Consider the following 20,658-nt stretch of genomic DNA (forward strand, 5'->3'; position numbering starts at 1 on the left):
CCGGTTGATCCCTTAACCAACGGCCCAATCCCTGCCGCCTGTTGGTGCGGATTGGTTTGCCAGTGGACTGAAAGCGGTACGGTCCGCACATGGACGGACAGCGGACCGGCGAGGGCGGCGGCCGGGAGTTCGAGCGGCTCGCGGACGAACTGCGCGCGCGGATGGCGGCGGGCACGTATCCACTGCGGTCCTTCCTGCCGTCGCAGCGTGCCCTGGCCGAGGAGCTGGGGGTCTCCCGCGACACCGTGCAGCGGGCGCTGCGGGTGCTGGCGGACGAGGGGTGGATCGAGTCGCGGCAGGGCAGCGGGTCACGGGTGGTCAAGACGCAGCGCATACAGTCCTCGGCGGCCAAGGCCACACGGCAGGGCGGCGCGGTGACGCTGGCCCCGTTCATCAGCGAGGCCTTCGAGCGGCCCGAGGTCACCCTGGACGTCTACACGCTGACGTCCGAGTCCCTGGACACCCACATCCGGCTCCAGGCGGAGCGCATCCGGGGCGGCTTCATCGCGCCCCAGCGCATCACGCTGCGCATGCTCCTGCCGGACTCGACGCTGCCGCTGCCCTATCCCCGGGTCAAGGACGACCGCAACGACACCCGCATGCGGGAGCGGCTGCGCGCCATCACCGAGTCGCACACGACGTCGCTGGTGGGGGCGCTCATGGACCTGCACACCGAGGGCCTGGTGCCCTCGGTCGACGTGCGGATCCGGCACACGCCGCTGACCCCCACCTTCAAGCTCTACCTCCTGAACGCCGTCGAGGTCCTGCACGGCATGTACGAGATCATCGAGCGCCCGCTGCTGCTGGAGCGGGGCGAGGTGATCACCGCCCTGGACGTGATGGGCCTCGGGGCCACGCTCACCCACCATGTGAAGACGGAGCTGCCGGCCTCTCCCGGTTCCGTCTTCGTGGACAGCATGCAGCAGTGGTTCGACTCGGTCTGGGACCTGCTCTCCGAATAAGGGCCATGCTGTAGCATTCCCGCACCGATTGAGCAAGCGCTCGCCTCCGTTCGTACCAAGGGGCACCTCACCGACTCGAACGGGTCTCCGCGGCCTCCACCGGACGGGTGACACCACGCCCGTCCCGGCGTGCGGAACTCCGCGTGCGGGACTGGAGTCCGCATGCCTACCGTCAGTTGTGACTCCCCTCGTACCTCCCGGAGCGGCCAGTGGGCGCACCACCTCTTCCCCGACCCACCCTCGGGGAGCCCACCGCGCACCGGGCCCGCCTCCGGGACTTCGTCGAGGTGGCCACCCGGGAGGGACTGGCCAGCAGCGGCCACCACAACCAGAACTACGTCCTGCCGCTGGGCGAGCCGGAGGCCCGGCTGCTGGGACGTGAGCCGGGGACCTCCGTGACGGTGCGGATCCGCCGCGCCGAGGCACTGCCGGTGGTGATCAGGACCTGGGAGAACGAGGACGAGATCCTGGGCGCGGTCAAGGGGATCCTGCCGCATGTGCCGCAGTGCCTCGCCAAGGGCGACGGCTTCGCCATCCACAGCTATGTGGAAGGCGTACCGCTGTCCAGCGTCTGCGGCAACGGCAAGCCCGTGGACACGCTGCTCATCAAGGCGCTGGCCGGACTGCTCGCCCAGATGGCCCTCGTACGGCGCAGCACCCTGCCCGCCCTGCCGGCCGGCTGGCCCGCCAACGACACCGACAGCCAGGGCTTCCTGCGCACCTTGGCGCACCTGGCGGACCGGCAGGTCCGGCAGCCCAACCGGGCTGCCTTCGGTGGACTGTTCGCGGCCCTGGGCATCCCGGAGGACGCCCTGGTCCGGCTGGCCGAGCGGGTGCCCGTCATGGCGCGGCGGCCGTTCAGCCTGCTCCACGCCGACCTGCACCGCGACAACCTGATCGTCTCCTACGGCGGCGCCTCCCCGCTGATCTGCGTCGACTGGGAGCTGGCGACCTACGGCGACCCGCTCCACGACCTGGCGACCCATCTGGTGCGGATGCGGTACCCGGCCCACCAGTGGTCCGAGGTGATCGACGCCTGGGCGGAGGCCATGCGGGGCATCCGGCCGGCCGCCGTCAACGGGCTGGCGCGGGACCTGGGCCACTATCTGGCCTTCGAGCGGGCGCAGTCGGTCTACCCGGACGTGATGCGGGCGGCGCGGTCCCTGGAGGACTCGTTCACCCAGAAGAACCTGGACGAGGCGACGGCGGAGGTGAGCCGGGCGCTGGAGGCCGCCGCCGTCCCCCTGCGGCTGCGCAACGTGCCCGGGGCGCGGGAGATCGAGCGGGCCCTGTTCCGCTGGCTGGCGTCCCGCCCCGGCCGCGACGGCGGCCCCATGGTCCAGGGCTTCGGCTGGCGGCCGGACCGGCGGCTGTCGCTGACCGACGACTTCTCCGAGGCCGACGTCCTCGACGCCCTGGCGGTGGAGGGCGCCGCTCCGGCGGGGCGGGTGTTCAAGGGCACCGCGCACCTCAACACCGTGGTGCGGGTCCCGGGCATGGACAGCCCCGTCGTCGTACGGCGCAGACTGCCCAGGGTCGCCCGGCGGGAACGCAGCTTCCTCAGCGAGCACGCCGTCCTGCGCGCCATCGAGTCGACGCCCGTCGCCGTCGAGGCCCCGCGAGCCCTGGCGCTGGGCGAGAGCCACCTGGACGACGACTTCGCCATCCACACCTACATGGGCCCCTACGAGACCGGCCGTCCGCCCGACCACCCGGTGAACGGCCTGCTGCCGCACGAGGCGGACAGTCTCGTCGACCAGCTCTGCCACCTGACCCGGGTGGACTACCGGCAGCTCGATCCCCTGGCGGGGGAGCGCGGCTTCCACCGCTGGCTGAAGGACCAGCTCGTCCAACTCGTCGGCGAGCTGCCCAAGAAGTCGCAGCAGCTCGCCCGGCAGCTCGGGCTGCCGGACGCCGAGCGGCTGGACCAGATCCTTTCCCGGCACGAGGTGAGCCACCGGAAGCCGTCCCTGCTGCACGGCGACCTCAACCCGTGGAACCTGGTGCGCCGGGACGGCTCCGACGCGCTGACCATCATCGACTGGGAGATGGCCCTGATCGGCGACCCCCTGTACGACCTGGTCCGGCACATGCACCTCACACCGACCCGCCCGGAGATCCGGGACCGGATGTTCCGCCGCTGGGAGCGCAGGCTGCCGCCCGAGTACACCGTCGACTGGCGCAAGGACTGGCAGGTGTACCGCCAGCTGGAGATCGTCCGCTCCGCGTACATCGACCTCGACCGCATCGTGACCGGAGCGAGCCTGGACGCGCCCAACGTCAAGCGGGCGGTGGACTCCTACGCGGTGACCCTGGCCGTCGCCATCGGCTCCCTCGGCCTCCCGGTCCGCTCCACGGCGAACCCGTACCTCGCCCGCGCCCTGGTGTAGGTACCGCGAAGGGGCGGGCCGTCAGCGCCCGGTGAGCAGCTCGGCGACCCGGGTGAAGCCGTCCCCGCCGTGGCCCCGGGCGATGACCCGGCGTGCCTGGCCCTCGATCACCCGCATGACGCTCGCGTCGATGCCGTGCGCCTCGGAGGCGTGGACGACGTGGCTCATGGTCGAGGCGGCCGAGGTGATCGGGTTCAGTTCGCCCGAGTACGTGCCGGCGTCGGCGTCGGCCGCGAACTCGGTGAACAGCGGCGGCAGGATCGCGGCGATGCCCTGCGCGAAGGGGGCGAGTTCCGCGCCGGTGACGCCCTCCGCCCGGGCCACGGCGAGGGCGTGCGCGTAGCCGGCCATCGCGGTCCAGAAGATGTCGAGGAGCGCGACGTCGTACGCGGCGGCCCGGCCGGGGTCCTCGCCGAGATGGGTGTGGCTGCCGCCGAGGGCCGCCAGCACCGGCCGGTGCTCCTCGTACAGCTCCGCCGGGCCGCTGTACAGGAACACCGCGTCGTCGGTGCCGATGGTCGGCGTCGGGGTCATGATCGCGCCGTCCAGGTGGCGGACGCCGTGCCGGGCGGCCCACTCGGCCGTGTCCCGGGCCCGCTCCGGGATGTCGGCGCTCAGGTTCACGACCGTACGGCCCTTGAGGGCGGTGGTGACGGCGGACCGGCGCAGCACCGCGTCCGAGGCGTCGTAGTTGACCACGCAGACGACGGTCAGCGGGGACGCGGCGACCGCCTCCTCGGGCGAGGGCGCCGGGACCGCGCCCCGTGCGACCAGCTCACCGTCCCGGCCCGGGGTGCGGTTCCAGACGGTGGTGCGCAGACCCGCGTCCAGGAAGGCGGCGGCGAGCGCGCGGCCCATCGGGCCGAGACCGAGGACGGTGACGGCGGGGGTCTGGTCGGTGTGCTCGGACATGCGACAACTCCGTTAAAGTAAAGGGCAATTGCTGATGAAAGGGGCGCAGTATGGTGCACCGGCGTCACGATCCGAATGTCTGCGGAGTGACCGCCGCGATCGCCGTGATCGAGGGCAAGTGGAAGACCACGCTGCTGTGGCTGCTGGAGTCCGGCCCGCACCGGCCGGCCGAACTGCGCCGACGGGTGCCCGGACTCAGCGAGAAGGTGCTGACCGAGGCGCTGCGCGAGATGGAGGCGGACGGTGTGGTGCACCGGGAGGTGTACGACGTACTGCCGCCGAAGACGGTCTACTCGCTGACCGGGTTCGGCCGTGAACTCGCCGAGGCGCTGGCGCCCTTGTCGGACTGGGGCCATCGCCGCCTGGAGAAGCTGGCCGAGGTCCTGCCCCCGGCCTCCTGACGCCTGCCGCACCACCTCCGTCGCTCCGTCGTTCCTGCGCCCCGGCTCGGCTCACCACCAGGTTCGCCCGTGTCGGGCGGGGTGCCAAGTACGCACAAAAAAGTGGGTGGGCCGGCGTCAGAGGGGGCGGTCGTCCGCCTCTTCCTCCACCGGCGGCATCAGCGCCCGCAGCCAGCGCTCCGTCTGGGCGACGTGCGCCTCGGCCGCGCCCGCAGCCGCGCCCGGGTCGCGGTCGGCGATCGCGGTGGCCAGGATCCGGTGGTCCGCGTCGCTCTTGCGGCGCAGGTCCGGGCCCTCGGGGAGGGTGAAGACCTGGTACTTGCGGGAGCGGGCGCGGAAGACGGCGAGGAGGGAGGCGAGGGTGGGGTTGCCGCCCGCGCGGGCGATCTCGGCGTGGAAGCGGTGGTCGAGTTCCGAGGCCTCGGTGGGGTCCTCGGTGGCCTCCATGGCCTCGATGAGGGAGAAGAGCGTCTCGACGGTTTCGGGTGTCGCCCGCGCGGCGGCCTTGGCCGCGACATGGGCCTCCAGGACGCGCCGGATCTCGTAGACCTCCAGCAGTCCGGGCAGCGGCAGGAGTTGCAGGGTCAGCGAGAGGCTGCCGATGAGGTCCTCCGGCCTGAGCTGGGAGACATAGGTGCCGGAGCCGTGGCGGGGCTCGATGACGCCCAGGGCCGCGAGCATGCGCACGGCCTCGCGCAACGATCCTCGGGAGACGCCCAGTTCCTCGCAGAGGTCCGCCTCGGGGGGAATGCGCTCCCCGGCGCCGAGCCGCCCCGTCGCGATCATGTGCCGTAGGCCGTGGAACGCCTTGTCGACTGCGGACATCCGATTCCTCCCCTGGCGGACCGGCGTCGGTCGCGCGCCTGCCCCGAGTGCACTGTAGCGAGGCGAGAGGTCAGATGTCTTTGATGTATCAGCCGTGAGTCATCTGACTTCTCTTGGCGCAGAGGTCTTGTCATGGCCGAAAAACGCGTGCCACCATCCCGAGTCATCATACGTCTCGGCCTGAGGGTCTGATGTCCCTCGCGGATGGGAGTCATGTGAGCGAGACCGAGGTCACCACCGCGCCCCGCCCCCTGCTGCTGGCCGACGGCCGGCCGGCGGCGCGGGCCTGGTCGCTGGACCCCGCCCTGCGCCACCTCAACCACGGCTCGTTCGGTGCCGTACCGCTGGCCGCCCAGCAGCGCCAGCAGGAGCTGCGTACGCGGATGGAGGGCGCCCCGGTGGTGTGGTTCCCCGAGCTGCCGCGGCGGCTCGCGGAGACCCGGGTCGAGCTCGCCGCCTTCCTCGGCGTGGACCCGGGTGACCTCGCCCTGGTGCCGAACGCGAGCGCCGGTGTGAGCGTCGTGTACGCCGGTCTCGAGCGGCGGAGCGGCGGGGAGATCGTCGTCACCGACCACGGCTACGGCGCCGTGACCATGGGCGCCGAGCGGCTGGCCCGGCGCTGGGGCGGCCGGGTGCGGACCGCCCGGGTGCCGCTGGACGCCGGCGAGGAGCAGGCGTACGAGGCGGTGATGGCCGAGGTGGGGGAGGCCACCGACCTCCTGGTCGTCGACCAGATCACCTCGGCGACCGCCCGCCGGCTGCCGGTGGAGCGGATCGGCGCGGAGGCCCGGCGGCGCGGAATCCCGCTGCTCGTGGACGGCGCGCACGCGCCCGGTCTGATCGCCGCCCCGCTCTCCGGTCTTGACTGCGACTTCTGGGCGGGCAATCTGCACAAGTGGGGCTGTGCCCCGCGCGGAACCGCCGCGCTCGTCGCGCGCGGGCCGCTCCGGGACGGGCTGTACCCGCTGATCGACTCGTGGGGCGCCGCCGACCCCTATCCCGACCGCTTCGACCAGCAGGGCACGGTCGACGCCACCCACTACCTCGCCGCCCCGGCGGCCCTCGACTTCATCGACGGCACCTGGGGCTGGCCCGCCGCCCGCCGGTACATGGACGACCTGGCCGGTTACGCCGAACGGATCGTGGGCGCCGCGTTCGCCGCACTGACCGGCGCGGACGCCTCCGTCGACGTCGGCATGCCGGTGCCCGGCATGCGGCTGGTGCGGCTCCCCGACGGCCTGGCCGACAGCCGTCTCACCGCCGACGCGCTGCGCGACCGCGCCGCCGCGGAACTGGGCGTCGAGGCGGCGTTCACCAGCTTCGGCGGTGCCGGCTATCTGCGGCTGTCGGCGCACGTCTACAACACCGCCGAGGACTACGAGTACTTCGCCGAGCGCTGCGTTCCCGTCCTCGGCGAATGGGCCCGCGCGGCACGCGAGCAGCACCGCCTCCCCTAGGGCCGCCCGCGCCGCCGTCATCCCCGTCCCCCCAAGGAAGAGGTCAGCACGATGAGAAGAAGGACGGCAGCTCTCGCGCTCGGCACCGCCGCCGCGATGGTCCTGACCGGCTGTTCCACCATGAGCCCCGGCGAGAGCGGAACGGTCACCCTCAACATGGTCGAGAGCCTGACCAACCCCGCCCGCACCGATCTGCTGAAGGAGCTGATAGCCGACTTCGAGCAGCAGAACCCCAAGACCAAGGTCAACCTCGTCTCGCCGCCGACCGAGCAGGCGGACCAGAAGATCCAGCAGATGCTCCAGTCCGGCAGCGGCGTGGACGTCCTGGAGGTACGGGACATCACGGTCGGCCCGTGGTCGAACAACGGCTGGCTGTACGACATGAAGAAGGACCTGGCCGACTGGAAGGGCTGGGACGCCCTGACCGACAACGCCGTCCAGGCGTCCGAGGACGGCGAGGGCAGGACGTACTTCGTCCCCTACGGCTTCTACGGGCTGAGCCTCTTCCACCGCACCGACCTGATCGAGGAGGCCGGCTTCGACAAGCCGCCCGCCACCTGGGAGGAGCTGCTGGAGCAGGCCTCGAAGATCCACGACCCGTCGAAGCGCCGGTACGGGTACGCCTTCCGGGGCGGGGCCAACGCGCACAGCAACGCCACCGCCGCGATCGAGGCGTACGTCGCCGACGACATCGACCCGGCCAACGGCTACCGGCTGAAGGACGGCAGCACGATCTTCTCCGCGCGCGGGGCGCTCGACGCGATGGAGACCTATCTGAAGCTGTTCCGGCAGGCGTCGCCCAAGTCGTCCGTGGCCTGGGGCTATCCGGAGATGGTCGAGGGCTTCTCCAACGGCTCCACCGCCTTCCTGCTCCAGGACCCGGAGGTCATCGCCACCGTCTCGGAGTCCAAGTCGATCCAGCAGGACCAGTGGAGCACCGCCCCGCTGGTGGCCGGGCCCAGCGGCAGGACCGTACAGCCGCTGGCGACCGCCGGGTGGGGTGTGGCCGACGGCAGCAAGCACAAGGCGGAGGCGGTGAAGCTCGTCGAGTTCCTCTCCGAGGGCGAGGCGTCGACGGCGTTCACCAAGAAGAACAGCCTGGTGCCGATTCTGAAGTCGGCGGCCGAGGACGAGTTCTACCGGACGGGCCCCTGGGCCAGCTACGTCACCATGACGGAGAACCCGGACAAGTACCTGGTCGTCACCCAGCCGCGCGGCGTCGCGTGGTGGGCGGAGTGGCAGCAGCGGGCCGACACCGACGTGCAGAAGATGATCCTCGGCAAGCTGTCGCCGAAGGAGCTGCTGGCGGGCTGGGACGCGTACTGGACCGAGAAGTGGAAGAAGTAGAGATGTCCACCACGTCCACGCGCGACGTACGGAAGGCGCCCCCCGTACGGAAGGGGGGCGCCCCGCCCGCACGGACCGGGCGGCGGCGGGAGTTCACCACCCGGCGCGGTCTGGTCGTCGCGGCCTTCATGGCACCGGCGGCGGTCTTCGTGGCGATCTTCACGTACTACCCGATGATCGCCGGCAGCCAGATGGCGTTCCGGAACTGGAACCTGACGGACCTCACCGACACGTCGTGGGTGGGTCTGAAGAACTTCCGTGACGTGTTCACCGACCCCGCGTGGAGCACGGTGGTGGACAACACCCTGCTGTGGGTGGTCGGTTCGATTGTGCCGCAGCTGGTGATCGGGTTCGCGATCGCGCTGTGGCTGCGGCGGCGGTTCCGGTTCCGCGGGCTCTACCAGGCGCTGATCTTCTTTCCCTGGGCGATCTCCGGGTTCCTCATCGGCATCCTGTTCCGCTGGCTGTTCAACAGCGAGTTCGGCGTCGTCAACGACCTGTTGCAGAAGGCGGGGCTGATCGACGAGCCGATCGCCTGGCTGGCCGACCCGCAGACCGCGATGATCGCCGTACTGATCGCCAACGTCTGGTACGGCGTCACCTTCTTCGCGATCATGATCCTGGCCGCGCTCCAGTCGATCCCCGACGAGCTCTACGAGGCGGCGGCGCTGGACGGCGCGAGCCGGACGCGGACCCTGTTCCAGATCACGATCCCCTACATCCGTACGACGCTGGCCCTCACGGTGCTGCTGCGCGTCATCTGGATCTTCAACTTCCCCGACCTGATCTTCGGCATGACCGGGGGCGGGCCGAACAACGAGACGCACATCGTGACCACCTGGATGATCAAGATCACGCAGCAGGGCGACTACGGCAAGGCGTCCGCGCTCGGCCTCCTGGTCGTCGCGATCCTGCTGGTCTTCGCGGTGTTCTTCCTGCTGGCGACACGGGAGAGGCAGACCGGAAAGCGAGGGGTGCGGGCGTGATCGGCAAGGAATCCACGGCCGGCCGGGCCACCAAGTTCACGTTCCTGGGCCTGTGGCTGGTCTTCTCCCTCTTCCCCCTCTACTGGATCGTCGTCACCTCGCTCAAGGCGCCCGGCGACATCTTCACCTTCCCGATCTCCTACTGGCCCGAGCGGTTCTCGCTGGAGAACTACCAGGGGCTGTTCGGCACGGCGGACTTCGGGACGTACCTGGTCAACAGCCTGGTGGTGGCCACCGTCGCCGGCGCGGTCGCCACGGCGATCTCGACGCTGTCGGCGTACGTGCTGGCGCGGTTCGAGTTCCGCACCAAGTCGGCGCTGCTGATGGCCGCGCTGGTCACCCAGATGATCCCGTCCTTCATCGCGCTGGGACCGCTGTACCTGCTGATGACCGACCTCCGGCTGGTCGACAACCGGCTCGGTCTGATGCTCGTCTACATCGCGGTGTGCATCCCGTTCTGCACGGTGATGCTCCGCGGCTTCTTCGAGAACATCCCGGACGCGCTGGAGGAGGCCGCCATGATCGACGGCCTGTCCCGGCTCGGGGCGCTGGTGCGGGTCCTGCTGCCGGTGATGCGTCCCGGGATCGTGGCCGCGTTCATCTTCAACTTCGTCAACTGCTGGAACGAGCTGTTCCTGTCGGTGACGCTGATGAACAGCGACGGCAACAAGACGGTGCCGACGGCTCTGAACGGCTTCATCTCCAGTTTCAACATCGACTGGGGCTCGATGTCCGCGGCGGCCGTCCTCACTATCCTTCCCACCATGATCCTCTTCGCCTTCGCCAGCCGCCACATCGTGGAGGGACTCACCTCCGGGGCGGTGAAGGGGTGATCAGGGCCGCGCGGGCGGAGGAGGCGGGGCCGCTGAGCGCGCTGGCGCTCCGCTCGAAGGCGCACTGGGGGTACGACGAGGAGTTCCTCGCCCGGTGCCGGGCCGAGCTGACCCTCCGGCCCGAGGAGGTCGTACGGCGCCGGACGGCGGTGGCGGAACGGGACGGCCGGCTGCTCGGCTTCGTGACCGTCGAGGGCGAGCCGCCGGAGGGAGAGCTCGGCATGCTGTTCGTCGACCCTGCCGCCATCGGCACGGGTGTCGGCCGCCACCTCTTCGCACACGCCCTGACGGTCGCGCGTGACCTGGGCTTCGAACGACTGTTGCTCGAATCCGACCCGAACGCCGAACCCTTCTACCTCGCCATGGGGGCGACCCGGATCGGGGTGGTGCCGTCCGGGTCGGTGGCGGGGCGGGCGCTGCCGCTGATGGCCGTCGAGGTGCGGGCGTGAGGGCCGCGGCCGGTCATGTCCGCCGCCCGGCCTCCCGCGCCGCGCGCTCCAGCCGGCCGCGGTAGGTTTCCCACCAGGCCGGGTCGGTCGACGGCAGGCTGGTGTTGGTCTCGTTCATTCCCACGGTGCCGTCGATGAGTTCCCGGAGGATGTCCGCGTGCCCCGCGTGCCGGTGCGTGTCGGCGATCACGCGGACCACGGCATGGTGCAGCGTCAGCTCGTCCCGGCCCTCCGGCCACCACGGCACCCTGGCGGTGGTCTCCAGCGGCAGCGCCTCGATCGTCGCGTCCGCGTGCGCCCAGGCCCGGCGGTACAGGCCCACGACGTCCTCGCGTGACTCCTCGGCGGTGGCCCACATGTCGGCGTTGGTCTCCGCTCCCTCCCCGAGCCAGGGCAGCGGCTCGCCGTACGGCCGGCCGAAGACCTCACCGAGATAGCCCAGCTCCACACCGGCGGTGTGCTTCACCAGGCCCAGGAGGTTGGTCCCGGTCGGCGTGAGCGGCCGGCGGGCGTCGTACTCCGCCACCCCGTCGAGCTTCCACAGCAGGGCGTCGCGGGCCGACTGGAGGTAGAAACGCAGGTCGGTCTTGGTGTCGGATGCGGTCATGGCGGCCAGTCTGCCGCGCGGGTCCGACAACGCGGGTGGCCTTTTCGCGCAGGAGCGCCGGGTCCGGTCAGCGGCGTCGCAGCCGGGACCGTCGGCGGGGCGGCAGCGGGTCCAGGCCCGCCGCGTAGCCGATGACGCTGTCCTCGGGCCCGTGCCGGAAGCGTTTGATGATGCGCTGGACGGGCCAGACGAGTGATCCGTCGGGGAGGCGGAGGGCGAGGTTCATCTCGCCGCGCGGGTCCTCGTCGTCGGCCTCCCAGGTCCCGCCGACACTGCGGCGGACCGTCTCGCCGAGGTAGGCGCCGAGCGCGAACAGCCGCCGGCCCGGGTCCGTCGCGAGGAGGCCGCCGGCCACCGCGATCCCGTGGTCGCTGTGCTCGGCCATGAAACGCTCGACGTCCCGCAGGCTCGCGAGGGTGAAGTCCGCGCGGTAACCGGAGCTTTCGAGGGCACGGGCCATCCAGGTGGCGCTGGTGCGCACGTCGTCCAGCAGGCCGCGTGCGTCGGTGGCGGTCGCAGTCATGCCCGGGATACTCGCCGATGCCACTGACAACGCGGGCCGCGCGGGGTCAGTTCAGGCGGGCTCGCAGGAGGCAGAACTCGTTGCCCTCGGGGTCGGCCAGGACGTGCCACGACGCCTCGCCGCTCTGGCCGACGTCGGCCGGGCGCGCCCCGAGCTTCAGGAGGCGGTCGAGTTCGGCGGCCTGGTCGCGGTCGGTGGCGTTGACGTCGAAGTGCAGCCGCAGGTGGCCCGCCTTGGGTTCGGTGGTGGGCACGAAGACGAGAGTCGGCTGGAGTCCGCCGAAGCCTTCCCGCGGTCCGATCTCCACCGCGCCGCCGTCGTCGGGGTCGAGCACGACGAAGTCCAGCACCTCGCACCAGAACGCCGCCAGCTGCTGCGGATCCAGGCTGGGAATGATCAGTTCGGAAATGCGACAGGCCATGATCGGCACACTACGGGGCGGTCACCGCACGCGGCCAGCCCTTTGAGTGGTGCTCGCGGGCGATGACATTCCTCCGGAGCACCGGTCTTCCTCGCACACGCCCCTCATGACAGGAGACCCTCCCGCATGACTCATCCGGCAGCGACAGCCGGGGCATGGCCCCTGATCCACGCCGAGCGAGCCGCGTTGGCGGCCGATCTCGCGGACCTGACCGACGAGCAGTGGGACACGCCCTCGCTGTGCGCCGGGCTGACGGTACGCGAGGTGCTCGCGCACCTCACCGCGGGCGCGAGCCTCAACGCCGTGCGCTGGATGGCGGGGGTGATCCGCTGCCGGTTCGACTTCGACGAGCAGGTGGCCATGCGGCTGGCCGAACAACTGGGCACGACCCCGGCGGAGACCCTCGACCGCTTCCGGCGCGTCGTCCCGAGCACCACCAAGCCTCCCCTGCCCGCCATCGCCATGCTGGGCGAGACGATCGTGCACGGGGAGGACGTCCGGCGACCCCTGGGCATACGCCGCGCGTACCCGATCGACGTGGTCACCCGGGTCGCCGAGTACTACCGGGGCTCGGACCTCGTGGTCGTCGCCAAGGGACGTGTCGAAGGGCTGAGGCTCGTCGCGGACGACGGCCCTTTCACGACCGGTTCGGGGCCGGTCGTCTCCGGTCCCACCCTGGCCCTGGTGATGGCCATGACCGGGCGCGCGGCGTACTGCGACGAGCTCGAAGGCGACGGTTCGGAGCTCCTGCGCGGTCGCTGCGGGACGGGGTGACCCGGCCCCGCTGTGCCGTGGCGCACTATTGCAAGCAGGTGCTTGCAATAGTTAGCACGGTGGGGCAGTGTGGAGTCATGGCATCGCTCAACGTCGGCAATCTCGGCGAGTATCTGCGCGAGCAGCGGCGCAGTGCGCAGTTGTCGCTGCGGCAGCTCGCCGACGCCGCCGGGGTGTCCAATCCGTATCTCAGCCAGATCGAACGCGGGCTGCGCAAGCCGAGCGCGGAGGTGCTGCAACAGGTCGCCAAGGCGCTGCGGATCTCCGCCGAGACGCTGTACGTCCGGGCCGGCATCCTCGACGCCGAACGGGACCGCGACGAGGTGGAGACCCGGGCCGCCCTCCTCGCCGACCCCACGCTGACCGAACGTCAGAAGCAGGTGCTGCTCCAGATCTACGAGTCGTTCCGCAAGGAGAACGGGTTTGGCGGCGCGGAGGACGGTGAGGCGACGCCCGGGCATCCCGACGGTTCCGAGGCCGTCGACGCCCCGTCCGCCGAGCCCCGCCCCCGTGCGGCCGGCGGCAGCGACACCGATCCGCGGCGGACGGCCGGCTGAGCCGGACCAGGGCACCGGCCGCACACCGCGGATCTCCTACGAACCCTCAGCCGAAACGAATCCGGGAGGACCCTCACCATGGCCATCACCGACGACCTGCGCAAGACCCTCAGCGACCCGACCCCGCTCTACTTCGCCGCCGGCACCGCCGACCTGGCGTTGCAGCAGGCCAAGAAGGTGCCGGCCCTGGTCGAGCAGCTGCGGGCCGAGGCCCCGGCCCGTATCGAGGCCGTCCGCAACACCGACCCCAAGGCCGTCCAGGAGCGGGCGACCGTCCGGGTCCGGGAGACGCAGGAGACCCTCCAGACCAAGGTCGGCGAGTTCATCGGCTCGCTCGACACCGACCTGAAGAAGCTCGGTGAGAACGCCCAGGACCTCGCCCTGCGCGGGGTCGGCATCGCCGCCGAGTACGCGATCAAGGCCCGGGAGACCTACGAGAAGGTCGCCGAGCACGGTGAGCACGCCGTGAAGACCTGGCGCGGCGACGCGGCCGAGGGCATCGAGGACATCGCCGTCGCCGTCGAGCCGCCGGCCGAGCCGAAGGCCGCGCCCCGTCCCGAGCCGGTCGAGGCCCGGGACGACGAGCCCGCCGCCACCGAGTCCGCCGCGCCGAAGAAGCCCGCCGCCGCCAAGAAGGCCCCGGCCCGCAAGACCACGGCGAAGAAGACGACTCCGCCCGCCAAGTAAGGGGGGACGGAACCGGACGGGCCGGGCACTCTCGCGGTGCCCGGCCCGTTGTCCGGGTAGCCGGCCGGTGGATGCGGGTACGGTGACGGCGTAGAGGACGAGCCGAGTCTGGTGGTGGACGTTGTGCTGATGCAGGGCTTCGCGGGGTTCATGTGGCTGCTGAGCATGGCCCTGATCGTGTTCAGCGGCTTCGCGCTGATCGATGCGGCCACGCGCCGTGAGGACGCCTACCGCGCGGCCGACAAGCAGACCAAGCCCTTCTGGCTGATCATCCTCGGGATCGCCTTCGTGGTGAACCTGATCTTCAACATCCTGTCGTTCCTGCCGATCATCGGCCTGATCGCGACCATCGTGTACATGGTCGACGTCCGCCCGGCCCTGCGCGGGCTGCCCGGCGGCGGCCGCGCCCGCCGGGGCTCCAGCAGCGACGGCCCCTACGGCCCGTACAACGGCGGCCGCTGAGTCACCGCGGCGCCGGGGCGGCCGCCCCGGTCACACCGCCCGGTCCAGCAGCAGCACCGCCACGTCGTCCGTCAGCTCGCCCCCGTTGAGCTCCCGCACCTCGTTCACCGCGGCCTGGAGCAGCCGCTCACCGCTCAGGCCCTCGGCGAGCTGGCGGCGGATCATCTCCACCATGCCGTCCTGGCCCAGCCGCTCGCCGGTGTCGCCGACCCGTCCCTCGATCAGGCCGTCGGTGTAGAGCATCAGGCTCCACTCGGCACCCAGCTCCACCTGCATCCGCGGCCAGCGGGCGCCCGGCAGCAGGCCGAGCGCCGGGCCGTTGTTGTCGTACGGCAGCAGGCGCGCGGGCACGCCGGGGCGGACCAGCAGCGGCGACGGGTGGCCGGCCAGGCACAGGCCCGCACGGCGGCCGTCCGGGGCGATGTCCACCGTGCACAGCGTCGCGAAGATCTCGTCGTCCGACCGCTCGTGCTCCAGCACCTCCTGGAGCGTGCCCAGCAGCTGGTCCCCGCACAGTCCCGCCAGGGTCAGCGCGCGCCAGGCGATGCGCAGCTCCACGCCGAGGGCGGCCTCGTCCGGGCCGTGCCCGCAGACGTCGCCGATCATGGCGTGCACGGTGCCGTCCGGGGTGCGGACGACGTCGTAGAAGTCCCCGCCGAGCAGGGCGCGGGACCGGCCGGGGCGGTAGCGGGCGGCGAACCGCAGCGGGGAGCCGTCCAGCAGCGGCGTGGGCAGCAGACCGCGCTCCAGCCGGCGGTTCTCCTGGGCGCGCACGCGGCCCTCGGCGAGCCGCCGCTCCGCGGAGTCGGACCGCTTGCGCTCCACCGCGTACCGGATCGCCCGGCTCAGCAGCCGTCCGTCCAGCTCGTCGCGGACGAGGTAGTCCTGGGCACCGACCCGTACCGCCTCCGCGCCGCGCTCGGCGTCGTCGGCGCCGGTGAGCGCGAGGACGGCGTGCCGGGGCGCGAGCTCCAGTACGTGCTTGAGCACGGCGAGCTCGTCGTCACCGCCGCCCGCCCGGCCCGGCGCGGGAAGCGCGAGGTCCAGCAGGATGCAGTGGACGTCGTCGGTCAGCAGCCGCTCGGCCTCGGTGAGGTTGCGGGCGGTGCGGACACGGATCGGCTTGCCGGACTGGTCGAGCAGATCCGGCACGATCGGCGAGCCGCCGGGGTCGTCCTCGATCAGCAGCAGGGTGAGGTTGGTGGGGGCGGCGGCCGCTTCGGGCCTGTCCGGCGCGGTGCCGGCCCGGTCCGCGGACGGGTCCGCCGCGCGGGGGGCCGTGACCCTGGCCTCCGAGGAGTCCTGGGCGGAGCCGCCGTTCGGTGCGGCGGACGGCGCCTGACCACCTTCCGCGGCCGGGATCGCTCTCTGCCGCGGTACGGGTGCGGGCATTGTTCCGGGTTCCTTCCCTCCCCCCGAGGGCATGGTGGGGGCGACGGCCGTAGGCCCTGTGCCCAGCTCACACCTCTGTGTGCGAGCGGGGGATGCCCCTTCGAACGGGGACCATAGCGGGTGACGGCGCCGCAGCGGAATGGCGTGAACCACGCCGCTCGGCCATCGGCCGCTGTCATATGCCGCGTTTGCTACCGCAGTTGGACAGGCCGGAGACGCCGCGGGGATGACGAACGTCACGTCCGCAGGTGGTTTGGCCGCAAGATCGACGTGCGCTGGGTCACGTGGCGCATGTCACCGGGGAGTTGAGCGCTCGTACCGGAGGGTGCGAACCCGCTCAATTCGCGGGTGCGTCGGGGCGTACCACCCCGAGGATCGGCATCGATCCCGCGCCCGCGATCGTCACCGTCCGGCCCGGACGCGGGGCGTGCACCATGGAGCCGTCCCCGATGTACATCCCCACATGGCTGGCGTCGTCGAAGTAGATGATGAGGTCACCGGGCCGCATGTCCTCGATGTCGACGCGCTTCAGCTGCTTCCACTGGGCCTGCGAGGTGCGCGGGACGCCCTGTCCCGCCGAGATCCAGGCCTGCGAGGTCAGCCCCGAGCAGTCGTACGTCTTCGGCCCCTCGGCGCCCCACTGGTACGGCTTCCCGATTTGCGCGGTGGCGTACGCGACGGCCTTCTTGCCCTTCTCCGTCGCCTTTCCGCGGATTTCGTCGAGGATGCCGGAGCTCAGCCACGAGGCCTGCGCCTTGTCGGCGGCCTGCTGCTCCAGCAGGGCCAGGCGCTCCTTCTCCTCCTTCTCCAGCTCGGACTCGACCTTCTCCGCCGCCTTGATCTGCTGCTCGATCTTCTTCTGCGCCTTGGCCTTGGCCTTGCGGCCGGCCTCCAGCTTCTCCCACTGCGACTCGGCGTCCCGCGCGTACTGCTCCAAGTCCTGCTGGGTGCGGGTCAGTTCCGCGAGCAGGCCCTTGGTCGCGTGCTGGCCCTGGCGCACCCGGCCCGCGCCGTCGAGGAACTCCTGCGGATCGTCGCTCAGCATCAGATGGGCCTCGGGCGGCAGTCCGCCGCCGCGGTACTGGGCGGCGGCCGCGGCGCCCGCGCGGGCCTTCAACTCGTCCAGCTTCTCCTGGCCCTTGACGATCTTCTTCGCCAGCCGGACGATCTCGGCGGACTGCTGCCGTGCCTTCTCCTCGGCCGCGTTGTACTGGTCGGTGGCGACGGCGGCCGCGCGGTAGAGCTTGTCGAGCTTCTCGCGCACCACCTCGAGGTGCTCGTCGGCCGGCAGGGTGACGCTCGCGCTCGGGCCGGGGGGCGGCGGGGGAGTGGGGGCCGCGAACGCCGTGCCGGGCAACGCCAGCACGGTGACCGCGCAGACCACGGTCACGGCCGCCGTCAGCAATCCACGCTTGCCCGTCCCCATGACACACACCCCCGCTTGATTAACCGTCAGTAACATTCGGTCGCCCGGGGGATGCTGCCATGCCGACGCGCGAAACGACAGAGGGAGTACTTCCCGTCTCCCCCTCCCCGGCATTCTCCGGTACGGCGATCATCCCGCCAGTGTGACGAACGACTCACGGACATCGTTCCCGCCGGTCCGAGGAGCGGGGTGTGTTGTCACCCTCTCGGCGCCAACGCCTCCCACCGCAGCGTGACTTCCCCCTGCCGCCACCGCCCCGGCCCGTCCGTCACCGGCCAGTCCGCCGTGAGCTCCCGCACGGTCCGGATCCAGCGCTGCCGCGCGCCGTACGAGGCGTAGGGCGCGGCGGCCGCCCAGGCGCGGTCGAAGTCCCGCAGGAAGGCGTGCACCGGCTCGCCGGGGACATTGCGGTGGATGAGCGCCTTCGGCAGGCGTTCCGCCAGGTCGGAGGGGCGCTCCAGGGAGCCGAGCCGGGTCGCGAAGGTGACGGTGCGCGGGCCCTCCGGTCCGAGGGCGACCCACACGTGCCGGCGTCCGATCTCGTCGCAGGTCCCCTCGACCAGCAGGCCGCCGCGCGAGCCCGTCGCCGGGTCGGCGGGGGCGAGCCGCGCGCACAGCCGCCGCCACACGGCGGCCACCTCGGCCTCGTCGTACTGGCGCAGCACGTTCGCCGCGCGGACCAGCACCGGCCGCCCGGTGACCGGGAGCTCGAAGCCGCCGTGCCGGAAGGCCAGGCCCTCCCGCTCGTACGGCCGTGCCGCGGCGACCCGGGCGGGTTCGATCTCGACGCCGGTCACGTGTGCGCGGGGCGCCACGGTGCGCAGCCTGTGCAGCAGTTCGACCGCCGTCCAGGGGGCCGCGCCGTAGCCGAGGTCGACGGCGACGGGGTCGGCCGCGCGACGCAGTTCGGCGCCGTGCGTGGCGGCGATCCAGCGGTCCATGCGCCGCAGCCGATTGGGATTGGTGGTCCCCCGCGTCACCGTGCCCACGACGGGGCTCCTCCGAGCAGGAGAAAGCGATGCGGCGCGAACGGTCATAGGGACGAGTATGCGGGGGACCCGCCAGTCTGCGGGCAGTCGTGCCGCTGGGGCGGCACGGGTGGGCGATGGGGGTCCCCCCGCTCGAGCGAAGTCGAGAGTGGGGGAGGCACCCCGCAAACGCCGGGCTGCGCAACACCCCCCACTCAGCCCCCACACCCCCGGCCGCCGACGTAGGTGACGCACCCCCGCCTCGAACGGTTGAGCGAAGCTCAGTAATGATTCGGCAAAATGCCCGAACCGGAGACCCCGTCCGGAAATGGGAACGCAATCTTCCGGTGTTGCCACCACAGAGGGCCCGACACCCTCCGACAGCCATGCCCGCAGCGAGGAGGAACGCCACGTGAGCCAGTACATCGCGAGGCTCGGCCGGCGTTCCCCCGCCGCAACCGCGCGGCTGCGCCTGCACCGCAGGCCCCGCCGCGTGGCGATGCTCTCCGTGCACACCTCCCCGCTCCACCAGCCGGGCACTGGCGACGCCGGCGGCATGAACGTCTACATCGTGGAACTCGCGCAGCGCCTCGCCGCGATCAACATCGAGGTCGAGATCTTCACCCGCGCGACCACCGCCGCCCTCCCGCCCACCGTCGAACTCGCCCCCGGCGTCCTCGTCCGGCACGTCGACGCCGGCCCCTACGAGGGCCTCGCCAAGGAGGACCTGCCCGCCCAGCTGTGCGCCTTCACCCACGGTGTGATGCAGGCCTGGGCCGGCCACCGCCCCGGCCACTACGACCTGGTCCACTCCCACTACTGGCTCTCCGGCCACGTCGGCTGGCTCGCCGCCCAGCGCTGGGGCGTGCCCCTGGTGCACGCCATGCACACCATGGCCAAGGTCAAGAACGCCAACCTGGCCGACGGCGACACCCCCGAGCCCGCCGCGCGCGTCATCGGCGAGACCCAGATCGTCGCCGCCGCCGACCGGCTGATCGCCAACACCGCCGAGGAGGCCGACGAACTCGTACGGCACTACGCGGCCGACCCCGGCAAGGTCGCCGTCGTCCACCCCGGCGTGAACCTGGCCCGCTTCCGCCCCGCCGACGGCCGCGCCGCCGCCCGCGCCCGCCTCGGCCTGCCCCAGGACGCCCTGATCCCGCTCTTCGCGGGCCGCATCCAGCCCCTCAAGGCCCCCGACGTGCTCCTGCGCGCGGTGGCCGCCCTCCTCGGCGAGCGTCCCGAGCTGCGCTCACGGATCTGCGTCCCCGTGGTCGGCGGCCCCAGCGGCAGCGGCCTCGCCAAGCCGGAGGGGCTCCAGAAGCTCGCCGCGCGGCTCGGCATCGCCGACGTCGTACGGTTCCGGCCGCCCGTCGGGCAGGAGCAGCTCGCGGACTGGTTCCGCGCGGCGTCCGTGCTCGTCATGCCCTCCTACAGCGAGTCCTTCGGACTGGTCGCCATCGAGGCGCAGGCCGCCGGCACCCCGGTGCTCGCGGCGGCGGTCGGCGGCCTCCCGGTGGCGGTGCGGGACGGCGACACCGGCTTCCTCGTCCAGGGCCACGATCCCGCCGCCTACGCGCGCGTGCTGCGCGACTTCGCCGACCACCCGCACCTCGCCGACCGCATGGGCGAGGCCGCCGCCCGGCACGCCCAGTCCTTCGGCTGGGACACCGCGGCCGCCGCCACGGCCGACGTCTACACGGCCGCGACCCAGGCCCACCGCCGTCACGTACGCTCGCACCATGGCTGACAAGGCGGCGGAGGCGACGAAGGTCATCGAGGGCGTCCTGACGGACGCCGAGCTGGAATGGGAGAGCCCCGCGCCCGGCTCGTACGTGGTGAAGCTCCCCGGCACCCGCAAGCTCTCCACGACCGTGTCCCTGATCGCCGGCCGGCACACGCTCTCCCTGAACGCCTTCGTCATCCGGCACCCCGACGAGAACGAGGGCGCCGTCCACCGCTGGCTCCTGGAGCGCAACCTGAAGCTCTTCGGCGTGAGTTACGCCGTCGACCCGCTCGGCGACATCTACGTCACCGGCCGCCTCCCGCTCTCCGCCGTCACCGCCGAGGAGATCGACCGCCTCCTCGGGCAGGTCCTGGAGGCCGCCGACGGCAGCTTCAACACGCTGCTGGAACTCGGCTTCGCCTCCGCGATCCGCAAGGAGTACGAGTGGCGGGTGTCGCGCGGCGAGTCCACCCGCAACCTGGACGCGTTCACCCACCTGCTGGAACGCCCGTCGAAGGACCGGAACCCCGCCGACGCGCCGGGCCGGTGACGT

Annotated in this window: 22 protein-coding genes; 14 read left to right on the forward strand and 8 right to left on the reverse strand. The window is 71.8% G+C overall.

Features of this window, described 5'->3' with window-relative positions; genetic code table 11:
• Positions 1-89: 89 nt before the first annotated feature.
• Both ACZ470_RS19745 and ACZ470_RS19750 read left to right on the forward strand, forming a co-directional pair.
• Complete coding sequence (locus tag ACZ470_RS19745; protein ID WP_468428780.1) at positions 90-962, forward strand: GntR family transcriptional regulator; 873 nt, start codon at positions 90-92, stop codon at positions 960-962.
• Positions 963-1,171: 209 nt separating this feature from the next.
• The gene (locus tag ACZ470_RS19750) at positions 1,172-3,352 is read left to right on the forward strand and encodes a phosphotransferase family protein (RefSeq protein ID WP_468428781.1); all 2,181 of its coding nucleotides are present in this window, start codon (positions 1,172-1,174) and stop codon (positions 3,350-3,352) included.
• A 21-nt stretch (positions 3,353-3,373) separates the two neighbouring features.
• On the opposite strand, the gene ACZ470_RS19755 is transcribed toward ACZ470_RS19750, so the two are convergent.
• Positions 3,374-4,264 (reverse strand): NAD(P)-dependent oxidoreductase, encoded by an 891-nt coding sequence (locus ACZ470_RS19755; RefSeq protein WP_468428783.1) that lies wholly within the window; start codon positions 4,262-4,264, stop codon positions 3,374-3,376.
• Positions 4,265-4,314: 50 nt separating this feature from the next.
• Between ACZ470_RS19755 and ACZ470_RS19760 the strand changes: the two genes are divergently transcribed.
• The gene (locus tag ACZ470_RS19760; RefSeq protein ID WP_468428785.1) at positions 4,315-4,665 is read left to right on the forward strand and encodes a winged helix-turn-helix transcriptional regulator; all 351 of its coding nucleotides are present in this window, start codon (positions 4,315-4,317) and stop codon (positions 4,663-4,665) included.
• A gap of 117 nt (positions 4,666-4,782) precedes the next feature.
• Here the strand turns inward: ACZ470_RS19760 and ACZ470_RS19765 are convergent, their stop codons facing one another.
• A complete protein-coding gene (locus ACZ470_RS19765; RefSeq protein WP_468428786.1) occupies positions 4,783-5,490 on the reverse strand; it encodes a FadR/GntR family transcriptional regulator in 708 nt (235 codons plus the stop codon).
• 215 nt (positions 5,491-5,705) lie between these two features.
• On the opposite strand from ACZ470_RS19765, the gene ACZ470_RS19770 reads away from it, so the two are divergent.
• From ACZ470_RS19770 to ACZ470_RS19790, 5 genes are read left to right on the forward strand one after another with little or no spacing between them, the layout of a single operon-like run.
• Positions 5,706-6,947: an aminotransferase class V-fold PLP-dependent enzyme gene (locus tag ACZ470_RS19770; protein WP_468428787.1), complete on the forward strand. Its 1,242-nt coding sequence runs from the start codon at positions 5,706-5,708 to the stop codon at positions 6,945-6,947.
• A gap of 51 nt (positions 6,948-6,998) precedes the next feature.
• The gene (locus tag ACZ470_RS19775) at positions 6,999-8,294 is read left to right on the forward strand and encodes an ABC transporter substrate-binding protein (protein ID WP_468428789.1); all 1,296 of its coding nucleotides are present in this window, start codon (positions 6,999-7,001) and stop codon (positions 8,292-8,294) included.
• Between the two features lie 2 nt (positions 8,295-8,296).
• Entirely contained in the window at positions 8,297-9,280 is a 984-nt protein-coding gene (locus ACZ470_RS19780) for a carbohydrate ABC transporter permease (protein ID WP_468428790.1), read from the forward strand.
• Positions 9,277-10,113 carry a carbohydrate ABC transporter permease gene (locus ACZ470_RS19785; protein WP_468428792.1) on the forward strand — a complete coding sequence of 279 codons (837 nt, stop codon included), beginning with the start codon at positions 9,277-9,279 and terminating at the stop codon, positions 10,111-10,113. The genes ACZ470_RS19780 and ACZ470_RS19785 overlap by 4 nt, the downstream gene beginning before the upstream one ends.
• Complete coding sequence (locus ACZ470_RS19790) at positions 10,110-10,562, forward strand: GNAT family N-acetyltransferase (RefSeq protein ID WP_468428794.1); 453 nt, start codon at positions 10,110-10,112, stop codon at positions 10,560-10,562. The genes ACZ470_RS19785 and ACZ470_RS19790 overlap by 4 nt, the downstream gene beginning before the upstream one ends.
• Positions 10,563-10,575: 13 nt before the next feature.
• Here the strand turns inward: ACZ470_RS19790 and ACZ470_RS19795 are convergent, their stop codons facing one another.
• From ACZ470_RS19795 to ACZ470_RS19805, 3 genes are all read right to left on the reverse strand, one after another.
• The gene (locus tag ACZ470_RS19795; protein ID WP_468428795.1) at positions 10,576-11,169 is read right to left on the reverse strand and encodes a DinB family protein; all 594 of its coding nucleotides are present in this window, start codon (positions 11,167-11,169) and stop codon (positions 10,576-10,578) included.
• A gap of 67 nt (positions 11,170-11,236) precedes the next feature.
• Complete coding sequence (locus ACZ470_RS19800; RefSeq protein ID WP_468428796.1) at positions 11,237-11,692, reverse strand: hypothetical protein; 456 nt, start codon at positions 11,690-11,692, stop codon at positions 11,237-11,239.
• A gap of 46 nt (positions 11,693-11,738) precedes the next feature.
• Positions 11,739-12,113 (reverse strand): VOC family protein, encoded by a 375-nt coding sequence (locus ACZ470_RS19805; protein ID WP_468428798.1) that lies wholly within the window; start codon positions 12,111-12,113, stop codon positions 11,739-11,741.
• A 126-nt stretch (positions 12,114-12,239) separates the two neighbouring features.
• Between ACZ470_RS19805 and ACZ470_RS19810 the strand changes: the two genes are divergently transcribed.
• From ACZ470_RS19810 to ACZ470_RS19825, 4 genes are all read left to right on the forward strand, one after another.
• Positions 12,240-12,887: a maleylpyruvate isomerase family mycothiol-dependent enzyme gene (locus ACZ470_RS19810; protein ID WP_468428800.1), complete on the forward strand. Its 648-nt coding sequence runs from the start codon at positions 12,240-12,242 to the stop codon at positions 12,885-12,887.
• Positions 12,888-12,964: 77 nt separating this feature from the next.
• On the forward strand, positions 12,965-13,444 hold the full coding sequence (locus ACZ470_RS19815) for a helix-turn-helix domain-containing protein (protein WP_468428801.1): 480 nt from the start codon (positions 12,965-12,967) through the stop codon (positions 13,442-13,444).
• 78 nt (positions 13,445-13,522) lie between these two features.
• Positions 13,523-14,131: a hypothetical protein gene (locus ACZ470_RS19820; RefSeq protein WP_468428803.1), complete on the forward strand. Its 609-nt coding sequence runs from the start codon at positions 13,523-13,525 to the stop codon at positions 14,129-14,131.
• A gap of 129 nt (positions 14,132-14,260) precedes the next feature.
• Positions 14,261-14,593 (forward strand): DUF2516 family protein, encoded by a 333-nt coding sequence (locus ACZ470_RS19825; protein WP_361747234.1) that lies wholly within the window; start codon positions 14,261-14,263, stop codon positions 14,591-14,593.
• Between the two features lie 30 nt (positions 14,594-14,623).
• On the opposite strand, the gene ACZ470_RS19830 is transcribed toward ACZ470_RS19825, so the two are convergent.
• The 3 genes from ACZ470_RS19830 to ACZ470_RS19840 form a co-directional block, all read right to left on the reverse strand.
• Positions 14,624-15,985 carry a PP2C family protein-serine/threonine phosphatase gene (locus tag ACZ470_RS19830; protein WP_468428805.1) on the reverse strand — a complete coding sequence of 454 codons (1,362 nt, stop codon included), beginning with the start codon at positions 15,983-15,985 and terminating at the stop codon, positions 14,624-14,626.
• Between the two features lie 337 nt (positions 15,986-16,322).
• Positions 16,323-17,411, reverse strand: coding sequence for a C40 family peptidase (locus ACZ470_RS19835; RefSeq protein ID WP_468428806.1), 1,089 nt, complete (start codon positions 17,409-17,411; stop codon positions 16,323-16,325).
• 197 nt (positions 17,412-17,608) lie between these two features.
• Positions 17,609-18,400 (reverse strand): class I SAM-dependent methyltransferase, encoded by a 792-nt coding sequence (locus ACZ470_RS19840; RefSeq protein ID WP_468428808.1) that lies wholly within the window; start codon positions 18,398-18,400, stop codon positions 17,609-17,611.
• A 391-nt stretch (positions 18,401-18,791) separates the two neighbouring features.
• Here ACZ470_RS19840 and mshA point away from each other — a divergent pair, with 391 nt between their 5' ends.
• Both mshA and ACZ470_RS19850 read left to right on the forward strand, forming a co-directional pair.
• Positions 18,792-20,129: a D-inositol-3-phosphate glycosyltransferase gene (gene mshA, locus ACZ470_RS19845; protein WP_468428809.1), complete on the forward strand. Its 1,338-nt coding sequence runs from the start codon at positions 18,792-18,794 to the stop codon at positions 20,127-20,129.
• Positions 20,122-20,655, forward strand: a complete 534-nt coding sequence (locus tag ACZ470_RS19850) for a type III secretion system chaperone family protein (RefSeq protein WP_468428811.1) — start codon at positions 20,122-20,124, stop codon at positions 20,653-20,655. The genes mshA and ACZ470_RS19850 overlap by 8 nt, the downstream gene beginning before the upstream one ends.
• Positions 20,656-20,658: the final 3 nt, after the last annotated feature.

Source organism: Streptomyces sp. NPDC031111 (assembly GCF_055570675.1).

Excerpts from the sequence above, each read along its gene's own strand:
- ACZ470_RS19795 (WP_468428795.1), bottom strand. The coding sequence starts at position 11,169 with ATGACCGCATCCGACACCAAGACCGACCTGCGTTTCTACCTCCAGTCG.
- ACZ470_RS19820 (WP_468428803.1), top strand. The coding sequence starts at position 13,523 with ATGGCCATCACCGACGACCTGCGCAAGACCCTCAGCGACCCGACCCCG.
- ACZ470_RS19780 (WP_468428790.1), top strand. The coding sequence starts at position 8,297 with ATGTCCACCACGTCCACGCGCGACGTACGGAAGGCGCCCCCCGTACGG.
- ACZ470_RS19815 (WP_468428801.1), top strand. The coding sequence starts at position 12,965 with ATGGCATCGCTCAACGTCGGCAATCTCGGCGAGTATCTGCGCGAGCAG.
- ACZ470_RS19810 (WP_468428800.1), top strand. The coding sequence starts at position 12,240 with ATGACTCATCCGGCAGCGACAGCCGGGGCATGGCCCCTGATCCACGCC.
- ACZ470_RS19825 (WP_361747234.1), top strand. The coding sequence starts at position 14,261 with ATGCAGGGCTTCGCGGGGTTCATGTGGCTGCTGAGCATGGCCCTGATC.
- ACZ470_RS19760 (WP_468428785.1), top strand. The coding sequence starts at position 4,315 with ATGGTGCACCGGCGTCACGATCCGAATGTCTGCGGAGTGACCGCCGCG.
- ACZ470_RS19850 (WP_468428811.1), top strand. The coding sequence starts at position 20,122 with ATGGCTGACAAGGCGGCGGAGGCGACGAAGGTCATCGAGGGCGTCCTG.
- ACZ470_RS19830 (WP_468428805.1), bottom strand. The coding sequence starts at position 15,985 with ATGCCCGCACCCGTACCGCGGCAGAGAGCGATCCCGGCCGCGGAAGGT.
- ACZ470_RS19800 (WP_468428796.1), bottom strand. The coding sequence starts at position 11,692 with ATGACTGCGACCGCCACCGACGCACGCGGCCTGCTGGACGACGTGCGC.
- ACZ470_RS19805 (WP_468428798.1), bottom strand. The coding sequence starts at position 12,113 with ATGGCCTGTCGCATTTCCGAACTGATCATTCCCAGCCTGGATCCGCAG.
- ACZ470_RS19775 (WP_468428789.1), top strand. The coding sequence starts at position 6,999 with ATGAGAAGAAGGACGGCAGCTCTCGCGCTCGGCACCGCCGCCGCGATG.
- ACZ470_RS19745 (WP_468428780.1), top strand. The coding sequence starts at position 90 with ATGGACGGACAGCGGACCGGCGAGGGCGGCGGCCGGGAGTTCGAGCGG.
- ACZ470_RS19755 (WP_468428783.1), bottom strand. The coding sequence starts at position 4,264 with ATGTCCGAGCACACCGACCAGACCCCCGCCGTCACCGTCCTCGGTCTC.
- ACZ470_RS19835 (WP_468428806.1), bottom strand. The coding sequence starts at position 17,411 with ATGGGGACGGGCAAGCGTGGATTGCTGACGGCGGCCGTGACCGTGGTC.
- ACZ470_RS19765 (WP_468428786.1), bottom strand. The coding sequence starts at position 5,490 with ATGTCCGCAGTCGACAAGGCGTTCCACGGCCTACGGCACATGATCGCG.